Source organism: Maribacter litoralis (genome assembly GCF_902506355.1).
Taxonomy (GTDB): Bacteria; Bacteroidota; Bacteroidia; order Flavobacteriales; family Flavobacteriaceae; genus Maribacter; species Maribacter litoralis.
Window position 1 is genome coordinate 608,487 of the sequence record NZ_LR733271.1, and the last position, 17,539, is coordinate 626,025.

Annotated in this window: 20 protein-coding genes; 15 read left to right on the forward strand and 5 right to left on the reverse strand. The window is 34.2% G+C overall.

Features of this window, described 5'->3' with window-relative positions; translation table 11 throughout:
* Positions 1-83 precede the first annotated feature (83 nt).
* From EXIGUO8A_RS02480 to EXIGUO8A_RS02505, 6 genes are all read left to right on the forward strand, one after another.
* Positions 84-1,058, forward strand: coding sequence for a D-alanine--D-alanine ligase (locus EXIGUO8A_RS02480; RefSeq protein ID WP_159301808.1), 975 nt, complete (start codon positions 84-86; stop codon positions 1,056-1,058).
* 31 nt (positions 1,059-1,089) lie between these two features.
* Positions 1,090-1,542 (forward strand): pantetheine-phosphate adenylyltransferase, encoded by a 453-nt coding sequence (coaD, locus tag EXIGUO8A_RS02485; protein WP_116769948.1) that lies wholly within the window; start codon positions 1,090-1,092, stop codon positions 1,540-1,542.
* A gap of 123 nt (positions 1,543-1,665) precedes the next feature.
* On the forward strand, positions 1,666-3,513 hold the full coding sequence (locus EXIGUO8A_RS02490; RefSeq protein WP_159301809.1) for a PAS domain S-box protein: 1,848 nt from the start codon (positions 1,666-1,668) through the stop codon (positions 3,511-3,513).
* A 114-nt stretch (positions 3,514-3,627) separates the two neighbouring features.
* On the forward strand, positions 3,628-5,481 hold the full coding sequence (locus EXIGUO8A_RS02495) for a PAS domain-containing sensor histidine kinase (protein WP_159301810.1): 1,854 nt from the start codon (positions 3,628-3,630) through the stop codon (positions 5,479-5,481).
* Entirely contained in the window at positions 5,468-5,872 is a 405-nt protein-coding gene (locus EXIGUO8A_RS02500; protein ID WP_159301811.1) for a response regulator, read from the forward strand. Before EXIGUO8A_RS02495 ends, EXIGUO8A_RS02500 begins: the two co-directional genes overlap by 14 nt.
* A 65-nt stretch (positions 5,873-5,937) precedes the next feature.
* The gene (locus EXIGUO8A_RS02505; RefSeq protein WP_159301812.1) at positions 5,938-7,680 is read left to right on the forward strand and encodes a M14 family metallopeptidase; all 1,743 of its coding nucleotides are present in this window, start codon (positions 5,938-5,940) and stop codon (positions 7,678-7,680) included.
* A 2-nt stretch (positions 7,681-7,682) separates the two neighbouring features.
* Here the strand turns inward: EXIGUO8A_RS02505 and EXIGUO8A_RS02510 are convergent, their stop codons facing one another.
* Positions 7,683-8,273 (reverse strand): NUDIX hydrolase, encoded by a 591-nt coding sequence (locus tag EXIGUO8A_RS02510; protein WP_159301813.1) that lies wholly within the window; start codon positions 8,271-8,273, stop codon positions 7,683-7,685.
* Between the two features lie 7 nt (positions 8,274-8,280).
* Here EXIGUO8A_RS02510 and pyrE point away from each other — a divergent pair, with 7 nt between their 5' ends.
* The gene (gene pyrE / locus EXIGUO8A_RS02515; protein WP_159301814.1) at positions 8,281-8,925 is read left to right on the forward strand and encodes an orotate phosphoribosyltransferase; all 645 of its coding nucleotides are present in this window, start codon (positions 8,281-8,283) and stop codon (positions 8,923-8,925) included.
* Positions 8,926-8,928: 3 nt separating this feature from the next.
* Positions 8,929-9,321 (forward strand): SRPBCC family protein, encoded by a 393-nt coding sequence (locus EXIGUO8A_RS02520; RefSeq protein ID WP_159301815.1) that lies wholly within the window; start codon positions 8,929-8,931, stop codon positions 9,319-9,321.
* On the opposite strand, the gene EXIGUO8A_RS02525 is transcribed toward EXIGUO8A_RS02520, so the two are convergent.
* Complete coding sequence (locus EXIGUO8A_RS02525; RefSeq protein WP_159301816.1) at positions 9,318-10,049, reverse strand: biotin--[acetyl-CoA-carboxylase] ligase; 732 nt, start codon at positions 10,047-10,049, stop codon at positions 9,318-9,320. The two genes, EXIGUO8A_RS02520 and EXIGUO8A_RS02525, sit on opposite strands and share 4 nt — an antisense overlap.
* Positions 10,050-10,143: 94 nt before the next feature.
* Here EXIGUO8A_RS02525 and rsfS point away from each other — a divergent pair, with 94 nt between their 5' ends.
* The 7 genes from rsfS (at position 10,144) to EXIGUO8A_RS02560 (ending at position 15,454) form a co-directional block, all read left to right on the forward strand.
* Positions 10,144-10,521: a ribosome silencing factor gene (rsfS, locus tag EXIGUO8A_RS02530; protein WP_116769956.1), complete on the forward strand. Its 378-nt coding sequence runs from the start codon at positions 10,144-10,146 to the stop codon at positions 10,519-10,521.
* A gap of 9 nt (positions 10,522-10,530) precedes the next feature.
* Positions 10,531-12,534 (forward strand): ATP-dependent zinc metalloprotease FtsH, encoded by a 2,004-nt coding sequence (gene ftsH, locus EXIGUO8A_RS02535; RefSeq protein ID WP_116769957.1) that lies wholly within the window; start codon positions 10,531-10,533, stop codon positions 12,532-12,534.
* 41 nt (positions 12,535-12,575) lie between these two features.
* Complete coding sequence (locus EXIGUO8A_RS02540) at positions 12,576-13,187, forward strand: LUD domain-containing protein (protein ID WP_116769958.1); 612 nt, start codon at positions 12,576-12,578, stop codon at positions 13,185-13,187.
* Between the two features lies 1 nt (position 13,188).
* Positions 13,189-13,992, forward strand: a complete 804-nt coding sequence (locus tag EXIGUO8A_RS02545; protein ID WP_116769959.1) for a phosphatidate cytidylyltransferase — start codon at positions 13,189-13,191, stop codon at positions 13,990-13,992.
* Positions 13,982-14,665: a phosphatidylserine decarboxylase family protein gene (locus EXIGUO8A_RS02550; RefSeq protein ID WP_159301817.1), complete on the forward strand. Its 684-nt coding sequence runs from the start codon at positions 13,982-13,984 to the stop codon at positions 14,663-14,665. The genes EXIGUO8A_RS02545 and EXIGUO8A_RS02550 overlap by 11 nt, the downstream gene beginning before the upstream one ends.
* Positions 14,640-14,897, forward strand: a complete 258-nt coding sequence (locus EXIGUO8A_RS02555; protein WP_116769961.1) for an acyl-CoA-binding protein — start codon at positions 14,640-14,642, stop codon at positions 14,895-14,897. The genes EXIGUO8A_RS02550 and EXIGUO8A_RS02555 overlap by 26 nt, the downstream gene beginning before the upstream one ends.
* Positions 14,898-14,986: 89 nt before the next feature.
* On the forward strand, positions 14,987-15,454 hold the full coding sequence (locus EXIGUO8A_RS02560) for a hypothetical protein (RefSeq protein WP_159301818.1): 468 nt from the start codon (positions 14,987-14,989) through the stop codon (positions 15,452-15,454).
* Here the strand turns inward: EXIGUO8A_RS02560 and EXIGUO8A_RS02565 are convergent.
* The 3 genes from EXIGUO8A_RS02565 to EXIGUO8A_RS02575 all read right to left on the reverse strand — a co-directional run bounded on the left by EXIGUO8A_RS02565 (position 15,448) and on the right by EXIGUO8A_RS02575 (position 17,493).
* Complete coding sequence (locus EXIGUO8A_RS02565) at positions 15,448-16,212, reverse strand: creatininase family protein (protein ID WP_201304101.1); 765 nt, start codon at positions 16,210-16,212, stop codon at positions 15,448-15,450. The genes EXIGUO8A_RS02560 and EXIGUO8A_RS02565 overlap by 7 nt on opposite strands.
* A gap of 90 nt (positions 16,213-16,302) precedes the next feature.
* The gene (locus tag EXIGUO8A_RS02570; RefSeq protein ID WP_027067903.1) at positions 16,303-16,470 is read right to left on the reverse strand and encodes a lmo0937 family membrane protein; all 168 of its coding nucleotides are present in this window, start codon (positions 16,468-16,470) and stop codon (positions 16,303-16,305) included.
* 138 nt (positions 16,471-16,608) lie between these two features.
* Positions 16,609-17,493: a dienelactone hydrolase family protein gene (locus EXIGUO8A_RS02575; RefSeq protein WP_159301819.1), complete on the reverse strand. Its 885-nt coding sequence runs from the start codon at positions 17,491-17,493 to the stop codon at positions 16,609-16,611.
* Between the last annotated feature and the right edge of the window lie 46 nt (positions 17,494-17,539).

Sequence of the window (17,539 nt, forward strand, 5' to 3'; positions counted from 1 at the left end):
CCTGTTCATGAATGAACAAGGTTTTCTTTTTTATTTTATTTCAATGCTCCATCTTTGCTATAGCATTTTAACAGACCATACAGATGAAAAAAAATATTGCAATTATAATGGGGGGCTTTTCTAGTGAATATAAAATATCACTTAAAAGTGGTAATGTGGTCTATAATTACCTAGATAAGGAAAAGTTCAACCTGTTTAGAATTCATATTTTTAAAGATAAATGGGTCTATGTCGATGATGAGGAAAACGAAACACCTGTAGACCGTAATAATTTTTCAATACCTCTTAACGGTACATCTATAACTTTTGATTGTGTTTTTAATGCCATACATGGCACACCAGGTGAAGACGGATTAATGCAGGCCTACTTTGAACTTTTAGGTCTTAAACATACATCATGTAATTTTTATCAAGCAGCTCTAACCTTTAACAAGAGGGATTTATTAAGCGTTCTTAAACCTTACGGAATTAAGTCTGCGCCATCATACTATTTAAATTTAGGAGACCCAATCAACGAAGCCGAAATCATTGAAAAAGTCAAGTTGCCGTGTTTCGTTAAAGCAAATAAATCTGGTAGTAGTTATGGTATTACCAAAGTATATAAAGCCGAAGAATTAAAAGGTGCCATAGAAACTGCATATAAAGAAGATGATGAAATAATTATAGAAGGTTTTCTAGAAGGTACAGAAGTATCTGTTGGTGTATTAAAACTAAAAGGCGAAACAACTGTTTTCCCCATCACCGAAATAGTATCTGAGAACGATTTCTTTGACTACCAAGCCAAATATGAGGGTAAATCGCAAGAAATAACACCGGCCAGAATTAATGCCGAACAATTGGAGAAAGTTACAAAAGCTTCAATAAAGATATATGATGTCTTAAAAATGACCGGCTTTTCTCGAAGTGAATTTATATTTATTAGAAACGAACCATATTTGCTTGAAATGAATACTACACCTGGTTTAACCACTGAGAGTATTTTACCACAACAAGCAAAAGAAGCAGGCATTGAATTGGGTATGTTATTTGAACACGCTATAACCGAAGCATTATCTTAAATTGCCTATATTTAGCAAGTAAAATCTTTATATGAGACGAGCAATTTTTCCCGGTTCTTTTGACCCATTGACTTTAGGCCATCATGACATTATTATGAGAGGCATCACTTTATTCGATGAGATTATAATTGCCATAGGAAAAAATGCAGATAAAAAGTACATGTTCAGCTTAGAACAACGTATAAAATTTATAGAAGAGGCATTTAAAGATGTACCATCAATTTCTGTAAAATCATACGAAGGGCTTACAGTAGATTTTTGTAAGAAAGTAGATGCTAATTTTATTTTAAGGGGATTGCGCAACCCTGGAGATTTTGAATTTGAGAAGGCAATTGCCCATACAAATAGAAAATTATCTGAGATAGAAACCGTGTTTTTATTGACCTCATCGGGCAAATCATATATAAGTTCATCTATAGTAAGAGATGTAATTCGCAATGGTGGCGATTACACTGGCTTAGTACCTGATTCTGTAAGAAAATAAGCGTATTTCATCGACCAGACAACATAAAAGGCGCGTATAACCACACTTTTTCGCAAAAACACAACAATTTACAAGGTAAGGTTGGAATATTCTTATAATTTAGTAGGAAAATTCTTTCCACCTATGCTAAAATCAAAAAATAGCTCTTCATTTTCTTTAGATTGGATTCAACAAATCCCATCATCTATTGCCATCATAGATACCGATTACAATCTTATAAGTGCTTCACCCAGGTGGTTAGTCAATTTTCAATTTGATCTTGATCAAATAAAAGGTAAAAACCTTGATAGTCTTTTCCCTGAACTTTCTCAAGAACTTACTACACGGTTAAAGTATAGTTTAGATGGTTTAAGGGATATTAAATTTAAGTACAACGCTAAAAATTCCCATTACTCATCTGAAGACTCCATTTGGCATTTAAACCCCTGGAAAGATGGGTATGGTAATATCATTGGCGTAATCATAAAAACAGAACCTATTTCCAAAACCCAAGAGTTGGAATTGGAACTGAACAAGACAAAATTATTGCTTAATAATAAAAGGTCTGTTGCAAAAATAGGAAGTTGGGAGCTCGATGTCGTTAACAACTTATTACAATGGACACCAGTGGTGAACAAGATATATGGTTTAAAAGTAGATTATGAACCTACTTTAGATAATGCCATCGACTTCTACGTAGACGAATCTAAAGATATCATAAAAAAGGCACTTGATGAAGCTATCAACTCAGGTAAACCTTGGAACGTAAAAGCTCAGCTACAACAACAAGATGGGAAAATTATTTGGGTAAACACCATTGGCAGACCAAAGTTTAAAGACGGTAAGTGCACCAGAATTATTGGCACTATTCAAGAAGTTGATGAAATAAATCAAATTGACATACAGCTTACTAAACTAGAAAACGAGCTTAACGAATACCCGTTATTTGAGAAAATACCATTAGGTCTAGCTATTGTAGATTTTAGTACTGGAAGAATTATAAATGTCAATCAACAATTTTTAAAACTATCTGGTCATGACAAAAATTATTTCCTGAATAAGAGTGTTAAGAGTTTCGTGAGTTCAACGCTCATTAGCAAATCAGACAACCTAATGCAACAATTAGAAAATAACGGTGTATTTAAACCTGAGAAATTTACATATTCAAACAAATTAAAACATCAGTTGAATCTAAAGGTTACTGGAAATCTGCTTGTAGGACGTAATAACAAAAAGAGCATTCTTTGTACTATTGAGAATATTACAACTCAAACTAAATTAGAAAAGAGGTTAAAAAATACCATTAACGCATCAAGGGAAAAAAATGACCAGCTTCTCAACTTTGCTCATATGGTTTCACATAATCTTAAAACCCATGCTACAAACTTTTCATTGCTTTTAAATTTTCTAAACGATGAAAAAGGGCTTACTCAACGAAATAAATTTATGACGATGCTTTTCAATGCATCCGACAATCTATCTGAAACCATTAAAGGTCTTAGGGAGATCGTAGCAGTGAAATCTAATGTAAATAATGAGAAGAAATCACTTTGCTTAAACGATAGTATTTTTATCGTTGAGCAGAATGTAGCTGGGCTTTTAAAACAGACAAATGGTAAAATCATTAATGAAATACCAGACGACGTTACCATTAAAGCTTTGCCTGCTTATTTAAACAGTATATTGACCAACTGCATTACCAATTCCATAAAATATAGGAGTGAAGACAAAACGCCTATTATAATTTTAAGTGCAGAAGAAAATGAAAATTATACTATTTTAAGTATTGAAGACAATGGTTTGGGTATTGATTTAGAAAAATATGGCGACCAATTATTCGGGCTTTACAAAACCTTTCATAGAAACAAAGATTCTAGGGGTATTGGCTTATACATTACAAAAAATCAAATGGAAGCTATGAAAGGTAAAATTACTGTAGAAAGTAATCCTGGGCAGGGTTCTATTTTTAGATTTCACTTTAACAAAAAATAATAACCCAGTTTAAAATCTGATTTTTAATTCTTTTACAACGTAAATGATAGCATTCACAACAATTATACAGTTAACTGTTTCAATCCCTTTAAATTCGTAAGAAATTTCAGCGGCATGATAAAAGTTCCCCTAACATCTAACGCCTCGTACATAATTAGACAATTACCGGCACCAACTGCCTTCATTGATACTAATTTTAACATTGTTCAGACCTCTGACAAATGGACGAGCCTTTTTAATAAAAATGACGAATGCTCTAACTCAGGAAGCTTATTTGAAGTTTTTCCCGAGTTAAGCCATAAATGGAAAATGGTCATAGAAAATTGTTTTAAGGGAAATTCACAACCAATGGGCATACACAAAGCCATTGATTGCGACGGACAAGAGCTTTGGTTTGAGTGGACCAACGCACCTTGGTACGACGTTGATGAAAATATCGTTGGAGCAATCATTCAATTGAGCAACATTACCGACGCCGTAAAAAATGAGCTTGAGCTAAATAAAAAAGAACTTTTTCTACAACAACAAGCCGAAATCACTAAAATTGGTCGATGGGAATATAATATTGTCGAAAACAAATTGTTTTGGTGCGAAACCACAAAGGCAATACATGAAGTACCGAGAGATTTCACCCCTAATATAGAAACTGCTTTATTCTATTATAAAGAAGGGCATAGTAGAAATACTATTTCCATGGCATTATTTGAAGCACAGAACAAAGGCAAAACGTGGAGCAACTTAAAACTACAGATTGTAACCGCCTCTGGAAAAGAAAAATGGGTAATGGCTGGGGGAAAACCTATCTACAATAAAGGGGAAATGGTAGGTTTAATAGGTACTTTTCAAGATATTCACGAGCAGGTAGAGGCACATACTAAAACCATTGATAACGAAAAATTACTTAGAACACTTATAGACAACTTACCCGTTAATGTTTACATCAAAGACACTGAATCGAGAAAAGTTCTGATCAATAAGGCTGAATGTGAATACTTAGGCGTAAACGACCCAAAAGAAATTATTGGAAAAAACGACTTTGATCTTTACCCTTTAGAAGCTGCCAGAAAATCTCGTGCAGAGGATTTAAAAGTAATGAACACTCTTAAACCAGTAATTGGTAAGGAGACTAAAAAAACTACATTAGACGGTAAGGTAACATCTTTTCTTAGTTCTAAAATACCGCTACTTAACAGTAAAGGAATTGCCTATGGTATTGTTGGTATAAGCTTGGATATCACTAGACTTAAGGAAAAAGAAAAAGAATTACGTAACATTATTAATATTGCCTCTGTTCAGAATAAAAAATTATTAAACTTTGCTCATATAGTTTCCCATAATTTGCGCTCTCATTCTGCAAATTTCTCCATGCTTTTAAACTTTTTGGAAAATGAAGAAGACGAGAATGAGAAAACAAAAATTGTGGAAATGCTTACCAAAGCTTCTAATAATTTACTTGAAACTTTAGACAACTTGAATGAAGTTGTTTCCATAAACACGAATACCAATATTGAAATAAAGGAGTTACCTCTAAATGACAAGATATTAGATACTAAACAACATTTATCTTCACTTCTTTCAAATAACAATGCCACCATTGAAAACAATGTACCGGAGGACTTTATGGTTCATTCTGTACCGGCATATTTAGATAGTATTTTAACGAACTTTATCTCTAATGCCGTTAAGTACAAACACCCAGAAAGAGATGCTAAAGTAATTTTAAGTGCAGAGAAAAAAGATAACTATTCAATATTGACCATTGCAGATAACGGACTGGGAATAAATTTAGAAAAGTATGGCAAAAAGCTCTTTGGCATGTATAAAACATTTCATGATCATAAAGACGCCAGAGGTATAGGTCTTTACCTTACCAAAAATCAAATTGATGCTATGAACGGTAAAGTTGAAGTTAGTAGTGTTGTAGGAAAAGGTACAGAATTTAAAATTTTCTTTAATGAAAAAAATTAGTGATATCACTATTATTGATGACGATGCAATTACCGTTTTCGGTTTACGAAAATTAATTTCTTCAAGTGTAGAGTGCAATTCTATAGCATCGTATGCAAATGGCAAAATTGCTATAGACGCTATGAACGAATTTTTTAATAGCAAGCAGCAAATTCCACAGATAATATTTTTAGATATTAACATGCCCATTATGGATGGGTGGGAATTTTTAGAAGCTTTTATCAACCTTCCGATTACGGAAAAAATCAGAATCAATATTGTCACCTCTTCCATTGACCCTCGTGACCAACAGCAATGGGAGTATTTTAAAGGAAAAAGCCATCATTTAATTACATTCAATCAAAAACCGATCGATAGAAATAAAATCGTTGAAATTACCCAAGTTGCTTAAAGCAATAAAGTAATTATTATTTTTACTATCAATTACTGGCATTTAACCTATTTAATTGATAGTTCATGAAAACGATATTACCGCTATTATTGTTTTTTACATTGCTCTCTTGCGAGAATAAAGTTGAAAATACCAAAACCGATTTCCCTACCCCTTTTGAAACTTCTAACAAAACGGAAACAGCTACCTACGAGCAGGTAATTGATTTTTATATAAAACTGTCCAAGGAATTTTCCAGTATAAACATACAAACCATTGGTACTACCGATAGTGGTAAACCTTTGCATGTGGTTACGTATAGCGGCAAAGGTGATTTTGATTTTAAAAAATTAGCAGAGAACAATACAATGATGTTGATTAATAACGGTATTCACCCCGGTGAAAGCGACGGTATTGATGCTACAATGCTTCTATTTAGAGATTTAGCTAGTAAAGAAATCAAAGCTCCGGAGGAGACAATAATTGCTACCATACCGGTTTATAATGTTGGTGGTGCCCTTAACAGAAATAGCACTACTAGAGCCAACCAAAATGGACCCTTAGAATATGGTTTTAGGGGTAATGCCAAAAACTATGATCTAAATAGGGATTTCATTAAAACGGATACTAAAAACACTGAAACTTTTACTGAAATATTTCATTTAATAAATCCTGATATTTTTATAGATAACCACGTTAGTAACGGTGCTGACTACCAGTACACCCTTACCCACCTTTTTACACAACACAATAAATTAGGTGGCGCCTTAGGTGATTATGTTCATGATCAATTAATGCCCCAATTACAGGATTCATTGCTCAACGATGGGTGGGAAATTACACCCTATGTAAATGTATTCAACGCTCCGCCCGAAAATGGATTTCAACAATTTATGGATCACCCGAGATATTCTACCGGTTATACCACATTATGGAATACCGTAGGTATGATGGTAGAGACGCATATGCTAAAACCTTACGATAAACGCGTAGCCGGCACTTACCAGCTTATGCTAAAAATGATTGCCATTGCAGAGAAAGATGGTAAACAGATTAAAGAAATGCGCAATGTTGCCAATGCCGCTCTACAACAAAGTGATTATTACCCGCTAAAATGGCAATTGGATACGACCAAAACTTCAAATTATGTTTTCAAAGGATTTAAAGCAGATACCATTATTAGTGAAATTACCGGCTTTAAAAGATTAAAATATAATCGAGAAATCCCCACCCAAAAAGAAGTAACGTATCAAGATTACTTTAAAGCCTCAGACTCCATACGCATACCTCAAGCGTACATCATCGGTAAGCAGTGGCATAATGTCATAAAGCGATTAGAGCTCAATAACATTTCATATACCGAACTACAAAAAGATTCTACATTTTTGGTTGAATCGTATAAAATAGACAACTACAAAACATATACATCTCCTTACGAAGGTCATTATCTTCATTATAATACCTCAGTAAATTCTGCCAACATTTCAAAAGAATTTAAAGCAGGAGATATTATTATACCTACAGACCAACCAGGGCTTAGGTATATACTTGAAACCTTAGAACCTAGTGCTATAGATTCATTTTTCAATTGGAATTTCTTTGATACCATTTTACAACAAAAAGAAGGTTTTTCACCTTACGTATTTGAAGATACCGCTCTAGAAATGTTAAAAAATGATTCTATCTTAAGAACTGAATTTGACATTAAAAAGAATCAAGATCAAGACTTTAAAAACAACTGGTACCTACAACTAAAATGGTTATTTAAACACAGTAAGCATTATGAAGAAGCTCACATGCAATATCCTATCTATAGAATACCAAACTGATACTAATCCTCTTGAAATAATATTTTTATATTGACGTAAGAATTTTCTAAAGCCTTTTTTATTTTTTCGGGACCTTTCCATCTTACCTTAAAGATGCCTTCCTTTTTTTCGGGTTTTAATTTACCCTCATAATCGGTACTCATTTCGTACCAATATACTTGCTTTAGTTTAGTAGTGCCGTTACGTTTAAAAAGGTGATAGGTAGTGCGCAGGTAATTATCTAGCTTAAGACCTTTTACTCCGGTCTCTTCTTCTACCTCACGTATGGCACACTCCTCAATGGTTTCACCTTTATCGAGTTTTCCTTTCGGCAAATCCCATTTATCGTTTCTATAAATAAAAAGAACCTTTCTCTCTTTATTATATACAACACCACCGCCAGCAATAACCAGTGGAATATATTCCGTAAACTTTTTTAAAATTTCATCGTGATTCGGGTGGTATATGAACGCTTCCTCCAACTTCCCCTTCCTCAATGAACTTATCGCCTCTTCAATAGACTCCTTATTTAACAAAAAATACTCACCGTTTGTAGTATCAGAGAGTTTATTTGTTAAAATCAAAGGCAATTCATTAACAAAAACTTTATACATTTGCGTCATGGTTTTAGACAAAAACACTGCAAAAAAAACAGCAGAGCTTCTCTTGCAAATTAATGCAATTAAATTGAATCCCGAAAATCCTTTTACATGGGCTTCTGGATGGAAATCTCCTATATATTGCGATAACAGAATATTACTTTCTTACCCTATTATCAGAAACTACGTTCGTGATGAAATGGCGAAGCAAGTTGAGCAATTATACGGCAAGCCAGATTGTATTGTTGGTGTTGCCACAGGTGCAATTGGCATTGGTGCTTTAGTGGCAGATAAACTTAACCTTCCGTTCGTATATGTAAGACCTGAACCTAAATCTCATGGTCGTCAAAATCAAATCGAAGGTCATTTAGAAGCCCATCAAACAGTGGTTGTAATCGAAGATTTGATCAGTACAGGAAAAAGCAGTTTAAATGCAGTAAAGGCCCTTAAAGCTATAGATGCCAATGTTAAGGGAATGTTGGCCATTTTTACCTACGGATTTGAAACTGCTGATAAAAACTTTAAGGAAGAAAATACTGAATTGCATACGTTAAGCAATTACGCCCATTTAATTGAACAAGCTTCGGATACAGGTTATGTAAAAGAAGAACAATTAACAACATTAATGGAATGGAGGAAAGACCCTTCACAATGGACAAATAAATAATATATGTTTATAGAAACGCCTAAGGCACAAGTAGCAAAAAGTAAAGAAGAAACTTTCAACTTTTTGAACGACCTATCTAATTTTAGACAGTTAATGCCCGAAAATATCGATAAGTTCGAAGTTCTTAATGAAAATAGGTTTCTTTTTGCTTTAAAGGGTATGCCAGAAATAGTTTTAGAAAAAAAGGAGCAAACACCTTTTGATCAATTAGTTTTGGGTGCTGCCAGTGAAAAATTACCATTTACGTTAACTGCAGACATTAGTGAAGTTGGTAGCGAACAAAGTGAAGTTGTTTTAAGCTTCAAAGGTGAGTTCAATGCTATGATGGCCATGATGATAAAATCGCCTATCACTAATTTCATAAATACACTATCGACTAATTTGGGTAAAATCTAATACAGTAACTGTATTTCTTTTAATCCGAATTCCTTAAAATCACCATTAACTAGTTTCACGACCAATTTACCGTCAATGGAAACCTTTTCTATTGTACCCGTAATTTGCTCATCGTTCGGAAGCTTAAAAATACTGGTTTGCCCCTTTTTAAATAAGTGGGTATGGTATTGTGTATATAATTCTTTTTCACGCAATTGAAATGGTCTGATCAAATTTTGGTGTAGATGTTCTACCAGGGAATAGAACACTTCATCAAGATCATAATCAGTACCCGTAATCATTTTTAACGAAGATGCATGAGGCGCATTTTTAAATGATTTTTGATTTACGTTCAACCCAAAACCTATAATACTACGTTTAATTGTTGAGCCCGATATAATATTTTCTATCAATATACCTCCGATTTTGTAATTACCTGACAGAATGTCGTTTGGCCACTTAATACTCAAATTAGGTATTCCAAAATCTTTTAAACTCTCTACAATAGCCAATGAAACACAAACACTTACAAGAAAAACCCGTTGAATTGGAATATCAATATTTTTTTTCAAAACACTGAAAGCTAGATTCTTACCAGGTTCAGACTCCCACACCGCATTTAATTGTCCCCTACCCGATGTTTGATTTTTAGTGGTGATGACAGTAAAATCTTCTAACGCTCTTTCAAATGACAAATTTTTTAAATAGGTGTTTGTTGATTGCGTGGCATCAAGTTTGATTATTTGCATTTGACGTACCTTATTGTGAAACTTTAATGTATTGTTAAAAACTAGACCTAAAAGAACAAAAAAATAATAACTTTGTAAAAACTAAAATTTTTGAATGCAGGAAAGTAAAACTAGCGCAGATGAGTTAATTGCATTAATTATACAAGGAGTTGACGAGGTAAAAGGACAAAATGTCAATCTATTAGATTTAAGAGAAATTGAGAATACCGTTTGTGATTACTTCATAGTTTGTAACGGTACTTCCAATACGCATGTAAATGCTATCGTAGGTTCTATCCAAAAAACAGTAAGTAAAGCGATTCAAGATAAACCCTGGCACGTAGAAGGCGAGGACAATGCCGAATGGGTATTAATGGACTATGTTAATGTAGTGGTCCATGTATTCCAAAAGCAAGTTCGAGAATTTTATGACATAGAAGGTTTATGGGGAGATGCAAAATTCACAACAATAGAAAGTAGCGTAAATCAATAAAAAATTAAAATGGCAAAAGAAAACAAAACAAATCCGAAAAAACCAAAGTTTAGCTCTTGGTGGATTTACGGATTGGTAGCAGTATTACTTATTGGGTTTCAATTATTCAATAGTGATGATTTAGCTAGCACACAAAAAACGACTACTTCAGAATTACAGCAGTATTTGAGAAATGGTGATGTTAAAAAGATTTTAATCATCACAAATACAAATCAAGCAAAAGTCTTTTTGACCGATGAAGCTATTTCTAAAGATGTTCACAAAGATGTCAATGAGAAGTCTTTTCTTCCTTCGTCTGGCAATGTTCCTCAATACACTTTAGATTACGGTGATCTTCAAATATTTCAAAATGAAATTACCGACATCAAAAAAGAGAACAATTTAGATACCATTATTGAATTTGGTAAAGAATCAACAGCTATACTAGATTTCCTATTATCATTATTACCTTTTGTATTGATCATTGGTATTTGGATATACTTAATGCGCAGAATGTCTGGCGGCGGCGGCGGCGGTGCCGGTGGGCAAATCTTCAACATTGGTAAATCGAAAGCAAAATTATTTGACGAAAAGACCGATACAAGAACATCATTTAAAGATGTTGCAGGTCTAGAAGGTGCCAAAGAAGAGGTTGAAGAGATTGTTGAGTTTTTAAGAAACCCAGACAAGTATACCTCATTAGGTGGTAAAATACCTAAAGGAGCATTATTAGTAGGTCCTCCAGGAACTGGTAAGACCCTTTTAGCCAAAGCAGTTGCCGGTGAAGCTAAAGTGCCTTTCTTCTCGCTATCCGGTTCAGACTTCGTAGAAATGTTCGTAGGTGTTGGTGCTTCTAGGGTACGTGATCTATTTAAGCAAGCAAAAGACAAATCTCCTGCCATTATATTTATCGATGAGATCGATGCTATCGGTAGAGCTAGAGGTAAAAACAATTTTACGGGCTCAAATGACGAACGTGAAAATACCTTGAACCAATTACTAACCGAAATGGATGGTTTTGGAACCAATACCAATGTAATTGTATTGGCAGCAACCAACCGTGCAGATGTATTGGACAAGGCATTAATGCGTGCCGGTAGATTTGACAGACAAATTTATGTTGACCTACCGGATATTCGTGAACGTAAAGAAATTTTTGAGGTTCACCTAAGACCTATCAAAACAGCTGAAACTTTAGACTTGGATTTCTTGGCTAGACAAACTCCTGGTTTCTCTGGTGCAGATATTGCCAATGTTTGTAACGAAGCGGCATTAATAGCTGCACGTAACGAAAAGAAAGCGGTTACTAAGCAAGATTTCTTAGATGCCGTTGATAGAATCGTTGGTGGTCTTGAAAAGAAAAACAAGATAATTACCCCTGGTGAAAAAGAAACTATAGCTTATCACGAAGCAGGGCATGCAACTACAAGTTGGATGTTGGAACATGCTGCTCCATTGGTAAAAGTTACTATTGTACCTAGAGGACAGTCATTAGGCGCTGCATGGTATCTACCGGAAGAGCGTTTAATCGTAAGACCAGAACAAATGTTGGACGAAATGTGTGCAACAATGGGCGGTAGAGCTGCAGAAAAGGTTATTTTCAATAAAATATCTACCGGTGCTTTAAGTGATTTGGAAAAAGTTACCAAGCAAGCAAGAGCAATGGTTACCATTTATGGTCTTAACGATATTATTGGTAATACAACGTACTACGATTCATCTGGTCAAGATTCTTACGGTTTCTCTAAGCCTTACAGTGAAGATACCGCTCGTAAAATTGATGCAGAAATCTCTAAAATCATAGAAGAGCAATACCAACGAGCAATTAAGGTATTAACAGACAATAAAGATAAACTTACCACTTTGGCCGAACGATTGTTAGAGAAAGAGGTTATCTTTAAGGAAGATTTAGAAAAGATTTTTGGAAAGCGTAATTTCGAAAAGGATGTTTTAGCATTAGAAAACGAAAAGAAACTTAAAGAAGAAGAGGAAAACAATTCTACAGAGGAGCAAGAAATTACTGAAAATAAGTAAAATTGCACTACTTTAGATTAGCAATTAGTTCAATAGTATAAATGGGGTTTTTAGATATTTTATTTGGTGGTGGTAAGAAGAAAGTTTCGAAAGAAACAGCGGAAACGCGTGGAGACCATATGCCTGATATAAATATTCCCGTTGACGAGAAATTTACCATTCATTTCAAGCAAAATGGTGGAAAGTTTATCTATTGTGATTCTGACATAGAAGTGTCACGAGCTATACAAAATATAGTAACTGAAAATAATTGGGAAAGCGAGCCTTTCTTTGTTCTCAATGAAAGGCTAGCCCAAAAATTTTCAAAGGAACCGATTACTTTTACCGATAATGCCAGGCAAAGTGAAGTATTCTTTACCACCTGTGAGCATTTAATAGCCCAAAACGGAAGTATTTTAGTTTGCTCTAATCAATTACTTGAGAAAAAAGTAAATGAACTACCAAGTAATGTAGTTGTTTTTGCAACTACAAGTCAATTGGTAGAAAATATTGGTGAAGGTTTAAAAACTATTAAAAAGAAATACGGTCAAAAAATTCCGGCCAATATAACAACCCTAAAACACTTTAAAGCTACCAAAGAAAATTCAGATGATTTTCTAACCTATGGTAGTAGTACTAAAAATCTTTATCTTTTACTACTGGAAGATTTATAGTATGAAAGAAATTTTACGAAGGTCATTAACTGGGGCTGTATATATCATTTTATTATTGTCGGCAGTTTTTTTAAGCTCCGACGCATTTGATTTTTTGTTCATGACATTCGGTCTCGCTTGTCTATATGAATATAAAAAACTAGTTCGCTTAAAAGGGTTTTACATTTTTGCTGCATACCTTGCTCTTTGGTGGGTCTTCATCTATTTAGTAAAAGATCAACTGCTTATCAATGTTCTTATGTTGGTAACTATTGTGGTCAACATTTTTTTGTTAGCAAACCTTTTTACAAAAAAACCTTTGATTCTCAATACACCACTAAAATTTATTGTAGGCTTGTTCTACATCGGCGGAGGTTGTATTTTTCTTACTATGATACCTTACAAAAATGACGCCTTTGCCAAATTATTGATCATGGGTATTTTTATTTTAATTTGGGTAAACGATTCATTTGCTTATCTAGTTGGTAAAAGTATTGGACGTACCAAACTTTTTCCATCAGTTTCTCCTAAAAAAACCATTGAAGGTACTTTAGGAGGTTTTATATTTGCACTGGCTGCAGCTTATCTTATGGGTAGATTTGAAGAGCTAATTAGTCCTATTCAATGGATGATATTGGCCACCGTTATAGTTGTAGCAGGAAGTTTAGGAGATTTGATAGAATCAAAATTTAAACGAACTGCGGGTGTTAAGGACAGTGGAGCCATATTACCGGGCCATGGTGGCATGTTAGATCGTTTGGATAGTTTAGTTTTTGCAGCACCGTTTGCATATTTAACTTTAAATATTTTCAGTTATGTTTCATAGAGAGGGACAAAAAATTATATTGTTTTCTTTTTTACTAATAGGGGTTAGTATTTTACTGGCTCATTTTTTCATAGATATAGCATGGCTGAAATTAACGGTTCAAATACTTGGCTTAATTCTACTGATTATTATTCTACAGTTTTTTAGAAATCCTAAAAGACTGGCCATAAAAGATTTTAATGAAATCTTGTCGCCCGTTGACGGTAAAGTTGTGGTCATTGAAGAAGTGGAGGAAAAAGAATATTTCAAGGACAAGAGAAAGCAGGTATCTATATTTATGTCTCCGGTAAACGTACACGTTACCAGATACCCTGCAAGCGGTAGCATAACCTTTTCAAAATACCACCCAGGTAAATACCTAGTAGCTTGGCACCCAAAATCTAGCGAAGAAAACGAAAGAACAACGGTAGTGATCAAAACACCTAAGTTTGGCGAAATTCTATATAGACAAATTGCCGGTGCATTAGCAAGACGTATTGTAAATTATGCCGAGGTAGGAGAAAGTGTTCAACAAGGTGATGATGCCGGTTTTATTAAATTTGGCTCTAGAGTAGATTTATTCTTGCCATTGGACTGCCAGATCAACGTAAAACTTAACCAAAAAGTAAAAGGTGCCGGCACATGTATTGCCACTTTTATCGACCCAAATGAAAAAGACGAACTTACATATTGAATTTGAGAAGACGGTTGATTTGGTCAATAACTATACAGAGCCAATACCTGCAGATGTTCTTTTAAAACTTTATGCCTATTACAAAATTGCAAATGCCAATTTTGATAATCCAGGTAGTAAAACACCATTGATCAATGCATTTAAAGCAAATGCATTATTTCAAGCCAAGAATATGAGCAAGAAGAAAGCAATGCAATCTTACATTGAATTGGCCACCAAAGAATTGAAGTAACCACAATTAATTACCTTCAAAAAATCATAGTAAGTACTAGGTTGTTACTATTGAGTTTATAGTATATGTAAACCAGTGAAATTTACGAGATGAAACAACTACAAAAATTGAAATTCAACATACTTCGTATTTCGATAGGGCTTGTCTATTTAATATTTGGTTTCATTAAATTTATTCCTAATCTAAGTCCGGCAGAAGATTTAGCAACTAATACCATTGGTATTTTAACTTTAGGCATTTTACCCCAACATTTGGGTTTAACTATTTTGGCAGCTGCCGAAACTTTAATCGGTTGCTTTCTTATCATAAATTGGAAACCTCGTATATTCATCTCTATTGCAATAATTCATATACTTTTTACCTTCACCCCTTTATTTTTACTACCTGAAGAGATTTTTGGCAAAGGCGAATTGATTTTCACTCTAGCGGGACAATACATATTTAAAAACATAATTATTTTAAGTGCTTTATGGTCCTTAAAAATTGATCTAAACATCCATCTTAAAACAATTGAAGAACCTTCTACGACCAAATGGGTAGGTGTTAAGAATCAATGATACAACTCTTCTAAATCGGCATCACATAGAGAACAAAAAAGCTCATCTAGCTTTGTGCATACATCATTAAAAAAACGTTCGCCTTTTTCAGAGGTGGCATACTCCGGATTTCCAATTCCTGTATCGCTACTAACTTTAGACCATTCTCTTTCTGCCCAAGCCCAGCCCTCATTATAAGCTTTGATCTTAAACTTTTTAGCACTACCACTACCCCATTTTTCTTTTGGCAAAACCAAATCTGGCCTTAGATAAAGCATTAGGCTTGTTTCCATTTCATCAGCATGATCTCCTTTTTCCTTAAAATATTCAGTTTTATCGAGCATTGGAGGAAAAAAGCAAAAGCTAATGAACATGTTTGGAAACATCAAACCCAATTCTCTTACCAGTGGTTTGAAATTATTTCCACCATGACCGTTAAACAATAAGAGCTTTTTAATCCCTTGCCTATCTAAAACTGTAACCAAATCTTTTAAAATAGCCAATTGTGTAGACGGATTCAGATTCATATCCAAATAGATATCTTTCTGTCCAGTATTGACACCATAAGGTATTGTTGGCAGAACAATGACCTTTTTTCCTTTCTCCCAAGACATACCTGCAGAAGAGGTTACCATATGTTCCGCTTGATAATTATCTGTACCATAGGGTAAATGAAAGTTATGTGCCTCGGTTGCACCCCACGGTAAAATGGCTAAATCAAATTGTTCATTTTTTAAATGCTCCCAATTGGTTTCTGCTAATACATATGGTCTTATCATAGTATTAAAGATAACATTAAAGCATAAAAAAACCCTTGCTATCAACAAGGGTTCGTATATTTTTTGAAAAATGGTTTGTAAATATTTGCTTTACAAGACCTTTTTACCTGATATGATATTATAAAGGATTACAATAACTGCAATTACCAATAGGATATGTACTAAACTACCAGTTGCAAGGCCAGGAACTATTCCTAACATTCCCAATAACCATATAATTATACAAATAACTGCTACTAACCATAATAGACTTCTCATAATGTGTGTTTTTTAGATTGTTTATATGGTAAATTTAAAGGGATTATCCCTGTTAGCTTAACTCAAATCAAACGATTACTAGCTCAAAATCAGAACTATACCGTAAACACGCTATTATAAGCATTTAAAATCAACGACTTACATCAATTTCTCTTTGAAAAACTCAATAGTTCTTGACCATGCCAATTCTGCGGCTTCTTCATCATATCTTGGGGTAGATGTATTATGAAAACCATGATTTACATTTGGATAGAAATATGCAGTATTCTCTTTACCTAATTCATTTAATCTTTTTTCATATTCTGGCCATCCGGCGTTTACACGCTCATCTAAACCGGCATATTGTAGTAATAAAGGCGCGTTTATACGCTCTATATCTTCTTTGGGCTGACCTCCGTAAAACGGAACGGCAGCTGCCAAATCTGGTACTTTAACCGCCATCATGTTAGAAATCCATCCTCCGAAACAAAAACCTACAACACCTATTTTTCCGTTACAATCCTCATGATTCTTTAAATAATCAAACGCAGCAATAAAATCCTCAAGCATTTCATTTCTCTCTCTTTTGCGTTGCATCTCCCTTCCTTCATCATCATTACCAGGATAACCGCCCAACGGGCTCAGCGCATCTGGCGCTATTGTAATGAAACCTGCCAAGGCTGCTCTTCTTGCAGTATCTTCTATATACGGATTCAACCCTCTATTCTCATGCACTACCACTATACCAGGTAATTTTTCTTTAGCAGATTTTGGCTTTGAAAGCAACGCCTTGATCTCACCACCGCCTTTAGGAGAATTATAGGTAATAAATTCAGAGTCAAGATCCGGATTGTTTTTATCAATCAAAAATGTTGTTTCATAATCTGGCATAAGAAAACTCATTAACGAAGGCACAGTTATACCACCTACGGCATACATTGACAACTTTTGAACAAAGTCTCGGCGTTCTAGTTTATTATGCGCATAGGCATCGTAAAGATCAAATACTTCTTGTTTAATATCTTCTTTTCGTAGTGATTTCATTTTCGCAGCTTTTTAGTTCTATTTAAAAATACAAAACCACTAAAGC

Bases quoted from the DNA above. Each gene is read 5' to 3' on its own strand.
- EXIGUO8A_RS02505 (WP_159301812.1), top strand. From the start codon at position 5,938: ATGAAAACGATATTACCGCTATTATTGTTTTTTACATTGCTCTCTTGC.
- EXIGUO8A_RS02545 (WP_116769959.1), top strand. From the start codon at position 13,189: ATGAAAGAAATTTTACGAAGGTCATTAACTGGGGCTGTATATATCATT.
- EXIGUO8A_RS02565 (WP_201304101.1), bottom strand. From the start codon at position 16,212: ATGATAAGACCATATGTATTAGCAGAAACCAATTGGGAGCATTTAAAA.
- ftsH (WP_116769957.1), top strand. From the start codon at position 10,531: ATGGCAAAAGAAAACAAAACAAATCCGAAAAAACCAAAGTTTAGCTCT.
- EXIGUO8A_RS02510 (WP_159301813.1), bottom strand. From the start codon at position 8,273: ATGTATAAAGTTTTTGTTAATGAATTGCCTTTGATTTTAACAAATAAA.
- EXIGUO8A_RS02525 (WP_159301816.1), bottom strand. From the start codon at position 10,049: ATGCAAATAATCAAACTTGATGCCACGCAATCAACAAACACCTATTTA.
- EXIGUO8A_RS02495 (WP_159301810.1), top strand. From the start codon at position 3,628: ATGATAAAAGTTCCCCTAACATCTAACGCCTCGTACATAATTAGACAA.
- EXIGUO8A_RS02550 (WP_159301817.1), top strand. From the start codon at position 13,982: ATGTTTCATAGAGAGGGACAAAAAATTATATTGTTTTCTTTTTTACTA.
- EXIGUO8A_RS02480 (WP_159301808.1), top strand. From the start codon at position 84: ATGAAAAAAAATATTGCAATTATAATGGGGGGCTTTTCTAGTGAATAT.
- EXIGUO8A_RS02500 (WP_159301811.1), top strand. From the start codon at position 5,468: ATGAAAAAAATTAGTGATATCACTATTATTGATGACGATGCAATTACC.
- rsfS (WP_116769956.1), top strand. From the start codon at position 10,144: ATGCAGGAAAGTAAAACTAGCGCAGATGAGTTAATTGCATTAATTATA.
- EXIGUO8A_RS02560 (WP_159301818.1), top strand. From the start codon at position 14,987: ATGAAACAACTACAAAAATTGAAATTCAACATACTTCGTATTTCGATA.
- EXIGUO8A_RS02490 (WP_159301809.1), top strand. From the start codon at position 1,666: ATGCTAAAATCAAAAAATAGCTCTTCATTTTCTTTAGATTGGATTCAA.
- EXIGUO8A_RS02540 (WP_116769958.1), top strand. From the start codon at position 12,576: ATGGGGTTTTTAGATATTTTATTTGGTGGTGGTAAGAAGAAAGTTTCG.
- EXIGUO8A_RS02555 (WP_116769961.1), top strand. From the start codon at position 14,640: ATGAAAAAGACGAACTTACATATTGAATTTGAGAAGACGGTTGATTTG.
- pyrE (WP_159301814.1), top strand. From the start codon at position 8,281: ATGGTTTTAGACAAAAACACTGCAAAAAAAACAGCAGAGCTTCTCTTG.
- EXIGUO8A_RS02520 (WP_159301815.1), top strand. From the start codon at position 8,929: ATGTTTATAGAAACGCCTAAGGCACAAGTAGCAAAAAGTAAAGAAGAA.
- EXIGUO8A_RS02575 (WP_159301819.1), bottom strand. From the start codon at position 17,493: ATGAAATCACTACGAAAAGAAGATATTAAACAAGAAGTATTTGATCTT.
- coaD (WP_116769948.1), top strand. From the start codon at position 1,090: ATGAGACGAGCAATTTTTCCCGGTTCTTTTGACCCATTGACTTTAGGC.
- EXIGUO8A_RS02570 (WP_027067903.1), bottom strand. From the start codon at position 16,470: ATGAGAAGTCTATTATGGTTAGTAGCAGTTATTTGTATAATTATATGG.